General features: G+C 68.1%; 11 protein-coding genes. 4 read left to right on the forward strand and 7 right to left on the reverse strand.

All coding sequences use genetic code 11. The features are described 5' to 3' along the window. Positions 1-105: 105 nt before the first annotated feature. Positions 106-393 (reverse strand): hypothetical protein, encoded by a 288-nt coding sequence (locus RQI43_RS00170; RefSeq protein ID WP_056425399.1) that lies wholly within the window; start codon positions 391-393, stop codon positions 106-108. A gap of 401 nt (positions 394-794) precedes the next feature. Between RQI43_RS00170 and RQI43_RS00175 the strand changes: the two genes are divergently transcribed. Next, positions 795-1,028, forward strand: coding sequence for a hypothetical protein (locus RQI43_RS00175; RefSeq protein ID WP_056425396.1), 234 nt, complete (start codon positions 795-797; stop codon positions 1,026-1,028). A gap of 50 nt (positions 1,029-1,078) precedes the next feature. Here RQI43_RS00175 and RQI43_RS00180 read toward each other — a convergent pair whose 3' ends face one another. The 6 genes from RQI43_RS00180 to RQI43_RS00205 all read right to left on the reverse strand — a co-directional run bounded on the left by RQI43_RS00180 (position 1,079) and on the right by RQI43_RS00205 (position 9,847). Beyond that, entirely contained in the window at positions 1,079-2,308 is a 1,230-nt protein-coding gene (locus tag RQI43_RS00180) for an MFS transporter (protein WP_311273816.1), read from the reverse strand. Further along, positions 2,305-4,191, reverse strand: coding sequence for a glycoside hydrolase family 15 protein (locus tag RQI43_RS00185; protein ID WP_311273817.1), 1,887 nt, complete (start codon positions 4,189-4,191; stop codon positions 2,305-2,307). The genes RQI43_RS00180 and RQI43_RS00185 overlap by 4 nt, the downstream gene beginning before the upstream one ends. Before the next feature lie 48 nt (positions 4,192-4,239). Further along, on the reverse strand, positions 4,240-5,397 hold the full coding sequence (locus RQI43_RS00190) for a Gfo/Idh/MocA family oxidoreductase (protein WP_311273818.1): 1,158 nt from the start codon (positions 5,395-5,397) through the stop codon (positions 4,240-4,242). A 221-nt stretch (positions 5,398-5,618) separates the two neighbouring features. Next, positions 5,619-8,024 carry a PAS domain S-box protein gene (locus tag RQI43_RS00195; protein WP_311273819.1) on the reverse strand — a complete coding sequence of 802 codons (2,406 nt, stop codon included), beginning with the start codon at positions 8,022-8,024 and terminating at the stop codon, positions 5,619-5,621. A gap of 154 nt (positions 8,025-8,178) precedes the next feature. After that, complete coding sequence (locus tag RQI43_RS00200) at positions 8,179-8,304, reverse strand: hypothetical protein (RefSeq protein ID WP_280136546.1); 126 nt, start codon at positions 8,302-8,304, stop codon at positions 8,179-8,181. A gap of 118 nt (positions 8,305-8,422) precedes the next feature. Then, positions 8,423-9,847, reverse strand: coding sequence for a phosphatase PAP2 family protein (locus RQI43_RS00205; RefSeq protein WP_311273820.1), 1,425 nt, complete (start codon positions 9,845-9,847; stop codon positions 8,423-8,425). A gap of 360 nt (positions 9,848-10,207) precedes the next feature. Between RQI43_RS00205 and RQI43_RS00210 the strand changes: the two genes are divergently transcribed. From RQI43_RS00210 to RQI43_RS00220, 3 genes are all read left to right on the forward strand, one after another. Continuing rightward, positions 10,208-12,886, forward strand: coding sequence for an MGH1-like glycoside hydrolase domain-containing protein (locus RQI43_RS00210; protein WP_311273821.1), 2,679 nt, complete (start codon positions 10,208-10,210; stop codon positions 12,884-12,886). A 401-nt stretch (positions 12,887-13,287) separates the two neighbouring features. Further along, entirely contained in the window at positions 13,288-13,695 is a 408-nt protein-coding gene (locus RQI43_RS00215) for an RNA polymerase sigma factor (RefSeq protein ID WP_405030536.1), read from the forward strand. A gap of 103 nt (positions 13,696-13,798) precedes the next feature. Next, complete coding sequence (locus RQI43_RS00220) at positions 13,799-14,734, forward strand: FecR family protein (protein WP_311273823.1); 936 nt, start codon at positions 13,799-13,801, stop codon at positions 14,732-14,734. Positions 14,735-14,840: the final 106 nt, after the last annotated feature.

The following is a 14,840-nucleotide window of genomic DNA, read 5'->3' on the forward strand; positions in this document are numbered from 1 at the left end:
GGAAAGCTCGGGCCGAGGGCGGGAGGGCCGGCTTCGCATGTGGGACGAGACGGGCACGGGCCCTAACTAGAGCGCTTTCCGTCGAAGGGGATGCCGGTTCGGCGCCTAATCGTCGTCGTCGTCCACGGGGGAGCCGGAGGGGATCGGGCTGCCGTTCTCGACGCCGTTCTCGAACATGCCGGGGGGGCCGTCGAAGCCGACGACGCCGTCCGGATTGTCCGGCGACACGTTGGGGTCCACCGGCGGCGGCATGGTCCGGTCGAGGCGGCGCTCGATGCGCTCCTCGCGGCGAAGATCGTCGGTGATCGGCACGTCGCGCGGGCTCTGCGCCCAGGCCTGGGCGGCCGGGGACGCCGCGAAGAGGCCCAGCAGGATAACGGATCCGAACTTCATCTCATGTCTCCAGGCGCCGCGTCGGAGCCGTCTGAAGAGTTTATTGGACCAGGAGCGATAAACGACAGTCAACGATTATGATGAAGAACGATTCATACTGAATCCGCCCGACCCATAGGTCTGCATTGGCAATCGTCGGCCCGTCGAGTGGGTCTCCGGCCGGTCCGCTCAAGCCTGCAGAGCCTGAACTCGGACAGGTCACGCTTGGCCCGGCCCGAACCTCGTCTCGTACAGAACGCGAGATGCTGCGGCTGAGCCTCCCGGCCCCGGCCCGCCCATTGCTAGGCTCCATTGAAGGGGCCGATTTGCCCAACCGTTATCCTCGTTCGGGAAAGGGTCCCCGGACATCAGGACGAAACATCGCCGTGAAACGTTGTCCTAGTCGGTAACGGGAGATCTGAATGGACACGAGCCTCATTGCGATGAACGACGAAGCCAACCGGATCGGATCGGAGCGGCTTCTGACGCAGTTGCGCGAGGAGGGCCTGGTGTATCGTCTCTGGGTCACGGGCACGGCGAAGGGAAGCCAGCTCCACATGCAAGTGGACGGGCTCGACGACGATCTCGAAGACCGCCTCGTCCGCGTCCTCAGGGGACGGGGCATGCAGCTCGATATCCAGCCGCTGACCGCTTGAGCAGACCCATCCGGTGAACGGCTCGACCTCCTGCGTCGCGGTTCCTCGGGCTAAGTTGCCGGCGGTCGAGCCGTCCGGCGCATCGACGTCGCGGAGATAGCCCACAGCGCCAACCCGGCCAGTGCCAGGGCCACGCCGACCCACCCCGTGGAGGGCAGGCCGAACCCGGCGGTGAGGGCGAGGCCGGCGAGCCAGGGACCCAGGGCGTTGGCGAAGTTGAAGGCCGAGTGGTTGAGCGCGGCAGCCAAGGTCTGCGCATCCTCGGCCACATCCATCAGGCGCGTCTGCAGGATGGTGGCGAGGCCGCCGCCGCAGCCGATGAGGAACACCACCGGCGCCAGGGTCCAGACGCTGCCCACCGAGAACGGGTAGAGGGCCAGAGCCACGGCCGTCCAGACCAGGGTCAGCCCAGCCGCCGGCATCAGGGCGCGGTCGGCGGCCCAGGCGCAGACGAGGTTGCCAATTGTGAGGCCTACGCCGAACACGGCGAGGACCAGCGGGATCGCCGCGGGCCCCGCGCGGGTGACCTCGATCAAGGTCGAGGCGAGGTAGGTATAGACCGAGAACAGGCCGCCGAACCCGATGGCGCCGATGGCGAGGGTGAGCCAGACCTGCCCGCTCCGCAGGGCGCCAAGCTCTCGCAGGGCGCTGGCACCCGAAGCCGGTCGTCCGAGCGGCGCCAAGATCCTCAGCGAAACCGCCGTCAGCAACGCCAGGACGGCGACGAGCCCGAAGCTCCAGCGCCAGCCGACGAGCTGGCCGACGACGTTGGCCAGGGGTACGCCCGCCACCGTCGCGATGGTGAGACCGAGGATCACCCGCGAGACCGCCTGGCTCCGCCGCTCCCGGGGGACGAGGGAGGCGGCGACGAGGGCGGCCACGCCGAAATAGGCGCCGTGCGGTAGGCCCGCCAGGAACCGGAACAGCAGCATCCCGTGATAGTTCGGGGCCAGGGCCGACAGGACGTTGCCCAGCGCGAACAGCACCATCAGCCCGACGAGGAGCGTCCTGCGGGCCATCGTCGCCGCGAGCACCGCGATGACCGGCGCGCCGACGACGACGCCGAGCGCGTAGGCGCTGATGACGTGGCCGGCCGTCGGCGCGTCGATGCCGAGATCGGGCGCGAAGGACGGAAGCAGGCTCATCGTGGCGAATTCGGTGGTGCCGATGGCAAAGCCGCCCATCGCCAGGGCGGTGAGGACGAGGCCGGGATGCCGGCTGGGCGCCGCATCCGGCAGGCTGAGAGCGCCGGAGCGGGTGTCGAGGGTGGTGCCGGTCATCTTGCCGCTTTCAGGTCTCGTTCGCGGTCGCCGCGCAAGGTGCAGGCCGCGTGAAGCAGGGCGAGATGGCTCAGGCCCTGCGGTGTGTTGCCGAGATGGTCGCCGGTCTCCGGATCGACCATCTCGCTCATCACGCCGACGCCCCTGGCGGCGGCGCGCAGCGTGCCGGTGAAGATCGCCTCGGCCTCGTCCTGCCGGCCGAGTTCGGCCAGGGCCTCCACGAGCCAGAACGAGCAGGCGATGAAGGCGCCCTCCTCCCTCTCGGCTCCCGAATAACGATAGAGAAGCGGGCCGCGCCCGAGTTCCCCGCAGATCGCGTCGAGGGTGGAGGACAGGCGCTCGCGCCCGTCGAACCCGAAACGGACCGCCAGGATCAGGGAGGCGTCGAGTCGGTCGGTACCGGGATAGAACGTATAGGCTTGGCGCGCCTCAGACCAGCAATGCTCCTCGATCCAGGCCTGGATCCGGTCGCGTTCCCGCGACCAGCGCGGCACGCAGGTGGCCGCGATATGGCCGGCCTCCGCCAGTTCGACGGCGCGGGCGAGCGCCTGCCAGGCACTGATCTTCGACATCGTGTAATGCTGCGGGACCTCCAATTCCCAGATCCCGGCATCCTTCTGGCGCCAGCGGTCGGCGCATTCGTCGGCGAGATCCGCCAGGACCGTCGCGCTCTTCTGGTCGAGGATGTTGCCGTCGGCGACGAACAGGGTCGCAGTCTCGAAGATGTCGCCGTAGATCCCGTGCTGGTGCTGGCGCGCCGCCGCGTTGCCGACCCGGACCGGACGCGAGCCGCGATAGCCGGCGAGGTCGAGGGAGGTCTCCTCCGGCACCTTGCCGCCGCGCAGGGTGTAGAAGACCTGCGCCCCGTGCTCGTGCAGGCGCGCGATCAGCCAGGAGAAGGCGGCCTTCGCCTCCGGCATCGCGCCGATGCGCAGGAAGGCGTTGACGGTGTAGCCGGCATCGCGGATCCAGGCGTAGCGGTAATCGTAATTCTTCGGCCCGCCGATCCGTTCGGGCAGGGACGAGGTGGCGGCGGCCGCGATGGCGCCGCTCGGCGAGTAGAGCAGCAGCTTCAGGGCGAGGCCGCTGCGCCGCACTTCGGAGCGGTGCGGGCCGTCATAGCCCAGCCCCTCCGCCCAAAGCCGCCAGGCATCATCGCTGATATCGATGCGTCCGTCGATCTCCGCGATGGTGGGGATGCCCAAGGGCTCGTCCTCACCGGCGAGAAGCGCCACGACCGCGCGCTCTCCCTCCCCCACCGTCACCGTGGCGGCGATGGTGCGGTCCTCCTCCTCGATGACGCGGACGTTGTCGCTGAAGCGGATCACCCCGAGCACAGGGCCGACATGGAAGACGCAGCCATTGGGCGTCGGCTGGAGCCAGGGCGAGAGGGTGTCGCCGCGCGTGCCGAAGACGGCGCGGATCCGGAACGTCACCGTACCGGAAACGCCTTCGAGCCGGCGCGCGAGTTCGCACCAGGGCAGGCGGCCGGCGCGGCTGCTGTTGAGGGATTCGGTCACGCGTGCGGTGCCGGTCGCGGTGGTGAAGACCGTCTCCAGCACGTTGCTGTCGGTGCGGTAGCGCCGCTCCATCGTGAACGGGCCATCGGGCCGAACCTGGAAATAGCCGCCGTTCTCCGGCTCGAGAAGCCGGTCGAACAGGGGCGGCGAATCCATCTCGGGGACGCACCACCACGCCACCGCGCCGTCCGGGCCGACGAGGACGACGGAGCGGCCATCGCCGAGCGGGGCGTAATCCTGGATCGGATATTCCGTGCCCTCGGGATCGATGCGAACGGGTCCGTCCCGCGAGGACGACGCCTCGCGGGAGTTGCACCGTGCATCGACGGTGAGGTCGGTGCCCGCCTGGGCTCGGTCATTCATTACGGGACTTGTGGAGCGAGGGACGGGGGCGGTCTGGAAACGGCCGGGCTAGTTGAGCGGAACCTTGTCCTTGCCCTTTCCGGGATTCGACGTGTTGACGAGCTCCGGCGATTTCTGTGCCGAGAGCGTCTGCTCCTGGCTCTTCGGGTCGATGCGCTTGGTGCGGGTGAAGGGTTCGAGGGTCTGAGACGTGCCGGTCTGCAGGGCGCGGACGATGCCTTCGATCACACGGAGATCGGCGAGGCCTTCCTCGCCATCGGGCTCGGGCTCACGGTCCTCGAGAATGCAATCCGAAAAGTACTTCAGCTCGCCGCCGAAATGATCGGTGTTCTTGAAGCTGGCGTGGCTCTTGTCCTCGCCGATCGTGACGGTGTGCTCCAGGGGCTTGCCGTACATGTAGGCCGGGTTGACCTCGACGCTGCCCTTGGTGCCGACGACCGAATAGCTGTCGAGGGTATTGCCGTAATAGGACAGCACGAACTGCGCGATGCGGTTCTGCGGGAAACGGAGCGTCACCGCGACGGTATCGTCGAAATCGCCGAGGCCGGCGTCGGGGTGACGGATGCCCACGGCCGAGACCACCTCCGTCGGCTCGTCGCCGAAGATGTAGCGGGCGGCGTTGATCGGATACGGACCCATATCGAAGATCGGGCCCGCTTCGATGCCGCTCGTCGCCCGGTGGTTCTCGGGCGAGACCATCTGGGTGAAGGTCGAGGAGAAGGTCAGGAGGTCACCGAGTTGGCCGGAGCGGATCAGGTCGATGGTCGCCAGGGTGCAGGGCTCGAAATGCAGCCGGTAGGCCACCATGAGCTTGGCGCCGGAGGCCTTCTGCGCCGCGATGATCTCTCTCGACTTCTCCGCCGAGATCTCCAGCGGCTTCTCGACGAGGACATGGATGCCGGCCTTCAGCGCCGGCACCGCGAACTCCGCATGACGCCAGTTCGGCGTGGCGAGATAGATCGCGTCGATCGTGCCCGAGGCCAGCAGCGTGTCGAACTGCTCGTAGCCATAGGATTCGGTCACGCCGTATTGCGCGCCGACGCCGCGCGCCTTCTCCGGGTCGCCGGTGACGAAGGCGACGACCTCCGAATTGCCGGTGTACTTCACGCCGGGCAGCATGGCTTCCTGCGTGATGTCTCCGAGGGCGACGAAGGCGTAGCGGACCTTTTTCGAGGATGTCAGGCCGAGGGCGGAGGCGATGCTCATGCGGATGTCCGTACGGTTATGCGTGGCGTGCGGCCTTGGCCGGCGTGGAAGGACAGGCCGAGCCGAGGCGCCCGCGATGTCGGGCAAAGCCGGCAGGCTACGCGACGGCAAAAGGCCCGGCAGAGTGCCAGGTCGGCCGCGCGCCGGCTGTGATGAGAAAGGAACGTTGCGCTGCAGCGAATGTTTCCGCGTCGGCCGGTCGCGCCCGTCCGTCCCCGGCCTCAGCGCGAGACGGCGAGCCGCAGGATGCGCGACAGGTCGGCCACCGAATAGGGTTTGCGCAGGAGCTCGAACCCATGGCTGCCCTCCTCGGCGAGGACGTGGCTGTAGCCCGAGGTGAGCACGATCGGCAGATCGGGCCATTTGCGGCGGATCGCGTGGCCGAGATCGATGCCGTTCATGCCCGGCATGACCACGTCGGAGAACACCACCTCGAAACCGGCGGAGTCGCGCGCCAGGGCGTCGAGGGCCTGCTGCGCATCCGTCACCCAATGCGTGACGTAGCCGAGTTCCTGCAGGGCCTGGGTCGCGAAGGCACCGACCTCCGCGTTGTCCTCCACCACGAGCACGCGGGTGCCGTGCCGCTCGGCCAGGGGCGGCGGCTCGCGCACCGGCTCGGCCGCCACGGCCTCGCCCGCCGCGCGCGGCAGATAGAGGGTGAAGGTCGTGCCCTGGCCGAGGCGGCTTTCCACCACGACCTCGCCGCCCGATTGCTTGGCGAAACCGAAGACCTGAGACAGGCCGAGGCCGGTGCCTTGCCCCACGCCCTTGGTGGTGAAGAACGGCTCGAAGATCCGGTCCAGCATCTCGGGCGCGATGCCCGAGCCGGTATCGGCGACGGAGACGGCGACGAAATCGCCCCGGATGCGGGGATGCGCCCGCACGGCCGGAATGGTCGTGGCGCGGCGGACCCGGATGGTCAGCCGGCCCTCGCCGTCCATGGCGTCACGGGCGTTGACGACCATGTTGACGAGCGCCGTGTCGAACTGGCTCGGATCGGCGTCGATGAGGCAGGCCAGCGGCTGTCCCGCATCGTCCCGGCCGGTCTCGATCTGGGTCACGACCTGGATGCGCGCGCCCGTGAGGGTGCCGACCATGTCGGCCACGGAGGCCACGCCCTTGGCGACGTCGAAGACCTCGGGAGTCAGGGATTGCCGACGGGCGAAGGCCAGGAGCTGGCCGGTGAGCTTGGCCGCGCGCGTCACCGTATCCGAGATGGCGTCGACATAGCGCCGCCGGCGCTCCTCCGGCAGGTCGGGCCGGCGCAGGAGGTCGGTGGAGGACCGGATCACGGTCAACAGGTTGTTGAAGTCGTGGGCGACACCGCCGGTGAGCTGGCCCACGGCTTCGAGCTTCTGCGATTGGCGGAGCTGCTCCTCCAGGGCCTTGCGCTCGGTCACGTCGCGGCCGGCGGCGTAGAAATGGTCACCCTGCGGGATCGCGTTCCAGGAGACCCAACGCTCGCTGCCATCCGCCGCCAGCTGCCGGATGTCGAGGTTGTCGAGGATGGCGCCGCTCCGCAACCGGTCCATGGCCTGCTCGGCCGCCTTGCGGTCGTCGGGATGCACGAAAGCGTCGAACCGCGCGCCGACCAGGGAATCGGCGGGCCAGCCCAGCATCTCGCTCCAGGCCGGATTGACCGACCGGTAGATTCCATCGAAGCCGCAGATCACCAGGAGGTCGCGGCTCGCGCGCCAGACGAGGTCGCGCTCCGTGGTCCGCTCGCGCGCCGTCGTCCTCAGCACGGTCTCGGCCTCGCGCCGGTCGGTGATGTCGTTGAACAGGATGGCGACGCGCCGCTGGACCGGCTCCCCGATGCGCAGGGCGTGCACGTCGAACCAGCGGCCCAGCGTCACCGCCCCGCTCTCGAACCGCACGGGATTGCCGCTCAGCGCGACCTCGCCATAGGTTTCGAGCCAGCGGGGTTCGATGCCGGGAATGACTTCGCTGACCCAGCGGCCCTCGACGTCGCCGAGGCCGGCCTGCCGTTCGAAGGCGGGATTGACCTCGATGAAGCGGTAATCGATGGCGCGGCCCGTGGCGTCGAACCGCATTTCAACGATGCAGAACCCGGCATCGATGGCGTCGAACAGCGTCCGGTAGCGGGACTCGCTCTCGGCGAGCTTGCCCTCCTCGGTGCGAAAGCGGGTGACGTCGAGCTGGCTGCCGAAGAAGTAGCGCAGGCGCCCGTTCCGGTCGAAGACGGGGCTGACATAGAGCTCGTTGCGGAACGGCGTTCCGTCGCGGTGATAGTTGATGATCTCGACCACCACGTCGCGCCGCGCCGCGATGGCGTCGCGCAGGCGCGCCACGTCGGCCGGGTCGGTTCCCGGCCCCTGCAGGAACCGGCAATTGTGCCCGACGAGTTCCTCGGCCGAATAGCCGCACAGGTCCTGGAAGGCGCGGTTGGCGAAGACGATGGGATTGTCGGGCTGGTTCGGGTCGGTGATGATCTGCGGCATGCGGGTCTTCTCCGCCGCCGTGAACAGCAGTTCCGGCCCCGCCGCCGAGGTTTTCTGGCCGCTGTCCGGGGAATGGATGCCGGACGCGATCTCCGCTTTCAGCCGCGCGATCTCGGCCTCGAGTTCGGCCTCGCGCCGCCGCAGCCGATCGATGTCGTCCTCCATACTGCCCGTTCCCATCCGGCCGCCGCATTCACTCGGGCTTCGAGGACCCCAACGGGCGAACGCGCGGTCGGCTCCCTAACTCAGGTTGGGGAGACTGTCGCGCATCCCTCGATCGCCCTGCCCCCTGGCGCGAGCGCGGGGACGGCGGCGGTATTCAGCCGCGTGCGTCCTCGTCCCATTCCACCCGCGGATAGGAGACCGGCGGCTCGCGCAGCGCCCAGAGTCCCAGGCATCCGACGGCACAGACCGAGGCGCTGATGTAGAGGATGAGGTCGAGCACGAACGATGTCCTCGCGACGGGTTGGCGACGCGGCATTCTCCCGTGGCATGGCTAAGAAAGCCTGAACGCCCGCGGGATGGCGGCGGTCTAGAACCGCTCGTCCCGCAGGCGCGAAACGCTACGGCGCGGTGGCGCGCCGGCTCGCGGCGAGGGCCGCTGCCTTGCCGCCTGCCGCATAGAGGTCGAGGCGGGAATACAGGCCGAAGACCGAGCCGTTGTCGAGGAAGCCGCCGGCCGGGCCGAGGGTGGCGGTGAGGATGGCGTTGGCCTCGTCCAGGGTCACGGCCGGAAAGGCGGCCGTGAGGAGGTGTCCGGCCTCCGGCGCGACCCGCGCGACATCCACCGGCTGGCCTGACCGGTCCCGATGCACCACCGGCAGGCCGTAGGTCTGGGTGGAGGCATAGAAGGCCCCGTTGGCGGCGGCATCCTTGAACCGGCTCCGGTCGGCGGCGGCGCAGGCGGCCACCGTGTCGCCGCAGCCCTCGCGAAGGAAGGCCTGGAGTTCCGCGCGCGCCGCTTTCAGGGCCTCGGGATAGTCGGAGATCGTCACCGCGCCGTCGGTGGCGCGGCTCATCTCGTTGTCGATGGCCGGGTTCGCGCGGGTCTGACCCACATAGGCGGGGTCGTTGGCCAGCAGATGGGCGACGGCATGGAGTGCCACCGCCCTGCCCCCGAGCACGTCCATGGCGTAATGGGCGCCGACCACGATGCGGTTGTTGCCGTACTCGGCCCCGCGCGCGATCATCTGCTGGTAGCGCTCGGGCACCAGCAGGGCGAGGAGCAGCGATTCCGTGTAGCCGTAGGTGGTGTGGCCGCTCGGATAGGACGGGCTGTCCGTCAGGTTCTGTTTCGGCCCGCGCAGCCAGTCCATGCTGTGGGAGGCGGCGCCGAAATAATCCTCGCCGCGATAGGCGAGAAGGCTCGGCTCGGTCTGGAACGGGCGCGAATTGCCGAAGGCGTCGGCACCCGGCGTTCCGGCGGGACGGCCATAGGTCTTGCCGAAGACATCCGTCGTGCCGCCGACCTTGGTGAGAATGGCGCGGGCGGGTTCGGAGACGGGGGCCTCGCCATTCGTCGTCGCATTGGCAAAGAAGTACTTCCCCGCATTCGAATCCGACTTGGTGATGTTGTTGGTGTAGCCGATCAGGCGGGCGAGACTGCCCGAAACACTGGTGAAGGTCTTGAAGTCCTCGTAGCGCGCCTTGGCCTGGTAGGCATCTCCCAGTGCGGTGCCGAGGCCGTCGGCGAGCTGCGTGGCGTTGCCGTCGGTGATGAAGCAATCGCGCAGGGCGAGGCGCTGCTGCTCGGCGAAGGGCAGCAGCAGGGGCTGCGGGTGCCGCCCCATCTGGATGTCGCCGGTGACCGTGAGGTTCGCCGCCAGCGCAGCCTTGCCCTCCGCCGTCGCCGGCAGGGCGCTCACCGGCGCCAGCCCGCGCAGGGCCTCGAGATTCGTCGCCGATTGTGCCAGCGCGTGAGCGGGCGCCAGGGCGAGGCATGCGATGAGCCCGAGCGTGCGGGCCGTGTTCGTGCGTGGTCTGGTCATGGCACCGGAATCAGGCTGTCGTGGCGGTGGCGCAGGCTAGCAGAGTGCTCCGCCCATCGCCGCCGGTTTTCGCGCCGGACCACGCGCACCATTCCGTGACGCCTGCGTGACCCATTCTCCGGCGGGGGGGGCGAGGACCGCCCCTGACGGAATGTTCCTCGGAGACTTATCCGCGCTTGGCGCTAATGGTGCATCTCGGCTCCCACTGAGCCAAAGCCCATCGGGACCGATGACCGCCCATAAGCCGCTATCCGTGTGTTGCCGCATGATCCCCCGCCTTCGCCAGCCGTCGCCGGTCGCGCGCCGGTCGTGTCCGTTCGGCGAGGCCCGCGGGCCCGGTCCGGCACGAGGGGAATCGGCGTGAGCGAGCTCGACGGCTGGGCCGAACGCCGCCGCATCGCCGAGCAGGCGCGGGGCGAGCGCGCATGGTCCCTGTGGGGGCCGTATCTCGCCGAGCGCCAATGGGGGACGGTGCGGGAGGATTACAGCCGCGACGGCAATGCCTGGCGTTCGCTGCCGCATGAGGAGGCACGCTCGCGCGCCTATCGCTGGGGCGAGGACGGGCTGGCGGGGATCTGCGACGAGCGTGCGCAGATGTGCCTGTCCCTCGCCCTGTGGAACGGCCGGGACCACATCCTGAAGGAACGGCTCTTCGGCCTGACCAACGAGGAGGGCAATCACGGAGAGGACGTCAAGGAGGTCTATCACTACCTCGACGCGACCCCGAGCCACGCCTACCTGAAGTTCCTCTACCGTTATCCGCAGGCCGCCTTCCCGTATGAGGACCTCGTCCGCGAGGGGCTGCGCCGTGGCCGCGACCAGCCCGAATACGAGATCGAGGCGACCGGAATCTTCGACGGGGACCGGTTCTTCGACGTGACCGTCGAATATGCCAAGGAAGATATCGACGACATCCACGTCGTCATTACCGTGACCAACCGCGGTCCGGACGCCGCCGACCTGCGCGTCGTGCCCCAGCTCTGGTTCCGCAACATCTGGTCGTGGCGCGAGGGACCGGCGGAATCGCGCCCGCGCATGGCGGTCCAGCCCGATGGCGGCATCGCCTGCGAGCATCCGCGCCTCGGCCGATACCGCCTCTCCTTCGACGGCGAGCCCGAGGTGCTGTTCTGCGAGAACGACACCAACCTGCGCCTGCATGGCTGGCAGCCCGATGCCGCCGGCCCGTTCAAGGATGGGCTCCACGCGGCCATCGTCGGGGGCGACGAATCCGCCGTGCGGAGGGATGGGGGCACCAAGCTCGGCCTGCATTACGCCTTCCGCCTCGCGCCCGGCGAAACCCGGCGGGTCACCCTGAGGCTGTCGGCGGGATCGCGGCCCCGTCCGGTCGACCACGAGGGCGCCATCCTGCTGCGCCGCGTCGCCGAGGCGGATGCGTTCTACGATGCGTTGCAGGACGGGATCGCCGATGCGGATTCCCGCGCGATCTTCCGGCAGGCCGCCGCCGGGCTGATCTGGTCGAAACAGTTCTATTGCTTCGATGTGCGGCTCTGGCTGAAGGGCGATCCGCTCCAGCCCGCCCCTCCCCACGAGCGCGATGGCGGGCGCAACATCCACTGGCGTCATTTCGCCGGGTCCGACGTGCTCTCGATGCCGGACAAGTGGGAATATCCCTGGTTCGCGGCCTGGGACCTCGCCTTCCACTGCCTGCCGCTGGCGCTGCTCGACCCGGATTTCGCCAAGAAGCAGCTCCTGCTCCTCACCCGCGAATGGTACATGCACCCCAATGGCCAGCTTCCGGCCTATGAATGGGAGTTCGGCGACGCCAACCCGCCGGTCCATGCCTGGGCCACCTACCGGGTGTTCGAGATCGACCGTGACCGGCGCGGCGGGCGCGGCGACCTCGCCTTCCTCGAAGGCGTCTTCCACAAGCTCCTGATCAATTTCACCTGGTGGGTGAACCGCAAGGATGCCGACGGCCGCAACGTCTTCCAGGGCGGCTTCCTCGGCCTCGACAATGTCGGCGTGTTCGACCGGTCGCGGCCGCCGCCCGGCTTCGGCCGCATCCACCAGGCCGACGGCACCGCCTGGATGGCGATGTATTCGCTCAACATGATGCGCATCGCCCTCGAACTCGCGCTCCACAACGACGTCTACGAGAGCACCGCCTCGAAGTTCTTCGAGCATTTCCTCCTCATCGCCGAGGCGATGACCGATATGGGCGGCGAGGGCTTCGGCCTGTGGGACGAGGAGGACGAGTTCTACTACGACGAGGTCGACATTCCCGGCGGCGGGATGCTGCCGTTGCGGGTCCGCTCCGTGGTGGGGCTGGTGCCGCTCTTCGCCGTCGAGGTGATCGAACCCTCGGTGCTGCAGCGGCTGCCGGATTTCGCCCGGCGCCTGAACTGGCTCCTCGAGAACCGCCCCCACCTCGCCTGCCTCGTCTCGCGCTGGGACGAGGGCGGCGTCGGCGACCGCAAGCTGCTGTCGCTCCTGCGCGGCCACCGGATGAAGGCGCTGCTGCGGCGCATGCTCGACGAGGCTGAGTTCCTCTCGACCCACGGCGTCCGCTCCCTGTCGAAGGCGCATCTGGAGCGGCCCTATTCCCTCAACGGGTTCGGCGACGCGTTCACGGTTCGGTACGACCCGGCCGACTCCACATCGAACATGTTCGGCGGCAATTCGAACTGGCGCGGCCCGGTCTGGATGCCGATCAACTACCTCGTCGTCGAGGCGTTGCGACGGTTCCATTCCTATTACGGCGACGATTTCGTGGTGGAATATCCGACGGGATCGGGCACGTTCCTGACCCTCAACGCCATCGCGGACGCCCTCACCGACCGCCTGATCTCCCTCTTCGCCAAGGGCGAGGACGGAAAGCGCCCGGCCTTCGGCGATCGCCCGCCGATCGCCTCCGCGCCCGGCGCCGAGGAGGCCCTGCTGTTCCACGAGTTCTTCGACGGCGATACCGGCCGCGGCCTCGGTGCCTCGCACCAGACCGGCTGGACGGCGCTGATCCTCAACCTGCTGCACCAGAAGGCGCGCCAGACGGAGGTGGAGAAGGGGAGAGCGGCGGACTGACGGGCCATGCGAGGGGCAACCGAACGGCCATGCCGCAGCCACGGACCTCGATCCGTCTTGTTGTGGCGCTGCAACACTACGACGAATTGATGCCAATCCGGAAACGAGCTGTAGTTTAGAAATGTCGTTCGGGAGAACATTTGTCCCGAAAAGACAAAGGTTTGCTCACTTGAAAGACGAGTTATTTAGAAAACATACAAAGTACCACCCGGCTTGCATAATGAGCGACTCGCTTCTTTGCTCGGAGGCACGGTCATCAAGCGATGCTGCCATGATCCAAAGTGGGTGGTACTGGTATCATGCCAACGGTTTCAGTCGATGCGCTGCATCGTAGCGAGGGTCTGAAGCTTCAACGCTTTCTGCTTCGGCTGCTCGACAATCCCGCCGACGCCGCCGATGCGATGCAGGAAACCTATCTCCGCCTCATCAAGGCGCTCAACAGGACCGAGATCGAGCACCCGCCGATCTTCCTGTTTTTCGTGGCCCGCAACGTCGCCAACAGCTTGGGGAAGCGTCGCCGGTTCGAGGCCGATCTGTTCCGGCAGGTGACGGACGTCCACCTCGCCAGCGGTGTCGACGAGACGATCCGCACGGAGGAGCAGGTCGTCGCGCGCCAGCAGCTCCGCTTGGTCGCGGCCGCCATCGACGAGCTGCCGCCACGGTGCCGGGAGGTCTTTCTGCTCAGTGCCTTCGATGGACTCGCGAACGGAGAGATCGGAGCGCGGCTCGGCATCAGCCGCAACATGGTCGAGAAGCACCTCATGAAGGCGCTGCTTCATACACGCCGTCGCTGCGCCGACTTCTTCTAGTGTTGCGATGCTACGACCCCGTATATCGGGAGCTTGCGATCCGGCATGTCCGCTATGAAGGACCGGATCGGCCTATCCCCCCTCGGCACATCGATAGAGCGGCATGAACGAGCGCATCTCACCGGATGCATCGCCCGGAGGGGAGGACGATCCCGTCTATGAGGCCGCCGCCTTCTGGGTCGTACGGCTTACCTCGGCCGATGCGAGCAGTGCAGATCGAAAGGCCTTCGAGGTCTGGCGCAGGGCCGATCCGGCCCATGCCGAAGCCTATGCGGAGATGGAGACGTGGCGTCGGACCATGGGCCAGGTGCCCGATCCGCGCGAGCGTAAGTCCAGGCGGGCCGTGGGGCTGAGCGCCGTCGTGGCGATCGCCTTCGCCGGAATCGCGGGGGCTCAGCTCGGTCTGATCGATCGCCTGCGGGCCGATGCGTGGACGGGCGTGGGCGAGATCGAAACCCGCACCCTGGTCGATGGGAGCCGGATCGACCTCAACACCGACACGGCGGTCGCGTTGCGCTTCACGGCCGAGGAGCGCGCCGTCGATCTTCTCCGAGGCGAAGCGGTGTTCGATGTCGTGCCCGATCCGCGGCGTCCCTTCATCGTGCGCGGGAACGGTGTCAGTGCCCGCGCTGTCGGAACCCGCTTCTACGTGCGGGTCGATGGAGCCGCCGATCCCGTCGGCGTTGCCGAGGGGCGTGTCGATGTCTCGACGGCCGTCGGTCACGCACTCCTCCATCCGGGTGAGGTCGCGTTCCGGGACGCGGGCGACCGCCCCGTCGCGCGGCAGGGAAATGTCGCAGAGGCGATGTCGTGGCGAGACGGTAAGCTCTCGTTCTCCGGCCAAAGCCTCCGGCAGGTCATCGCCGAACTCGAGCGCTATCGGCGCGGCCGGATCTTGCTGATGGATTCCTCCGTCGGCGAGCGGCGCTTCAGCGGCACGCTCGATCCACGCGATACCGACGAGGCGCTCGACGTGCTGGTCGCCACGATGGGAATCCGCGTCACCCGCCTGACGCCGTTCGTGATCCTGGTGCGTTAGCCGCCCTTGTCCGACGCGCGAAAAAAGTTTCGGGGAGGACGTCAGGAGATGCGCCGGTCGACGGTCTATCTCCGCAGGGACGAAGAAGCGCGAAGCGCACCGCCCC

Origin of the sequence: Methylobacterium sp. WCS2018Hpa-22 (genome assembly GCF_031843785.1) — a bacterium.
Taxonomy (GTDB): Bacteria; Pseudomonadota; Alphaproteobacteria; order Rhizobiales; family Beijerinckiaceae; genus Methylobacterium.

What these genes read in the sequence shown, in the direction of transcription:
- RQI43_RS00220 (WP_311273823.1), top strand. Translation starts at nt 13,799, where the DNA reads ATGAACGAGCGCATCTCACCGGATGCATCGCCCGGAGGGGAGGACGAT.
- RQI43_RS00170 (WP_056425399.1), bottom strand. Translation starts at nt 393, where the DNA reads ATGAAGTTCGGATCCGTTATCCTGCTGGGCCTCTTCGCGGCGTCCCCG.
- RQI43_RS00195 (WP_311273819.1), bottom strand. Translation starts at nt 8,024, where the DNA reads ATGGAGGACGACATCGATCGGCTGCGGCGGCGCGAGGCCGAACTCGAG.
- RQI43_RS00190 (WP_311273818.1), bottom strand. Translation starts at nt 5,397, where the DNA reads ATGAGCATCGCCTCCGCCCTCGGCCTGACATCCTCGAAAAAGGTCCGC.
- RQI43_RS00215 (WP_405030536.1), top strand. Translation starts at nt 13,288, where the DNA reads ATGCAGGAAACCTATCTCCGCCTCATCAAGGCGCTCAACAGGACCGAG.
- RQI43_RS00185 (WP_311273817.1), bottom strand. Translation starts at nt 4,191, where the DNA reads ATGAATGACCGAGCCCAGGCGGGCACCGACCTCACCGTCGATGCACGG.
- RQI43_RS00175 (WP_056425396.1), top strand. Translation starts at nt 795, where the DNA reads ATGGACACGAGCCTCATTGCGATGAACGACGAAGCCAACCGGATCGGA.
- RQI43_RS00205 (WP_311273820.1), bottom strand. Translation starts at nt 9,847, where the DNA reads ATGACCAGACCACGCACGAACACGGCCCGCACGCTCGGGCTCATCGCA.
- RQI43_RS00180 (WP_311273816.1), bottom strand. Translation starts at nt 2,308, where the DNA reads ATGACCGGCACCACCCTCGACACCCGCTCCGGCGCTCTCAGCCTGCCG.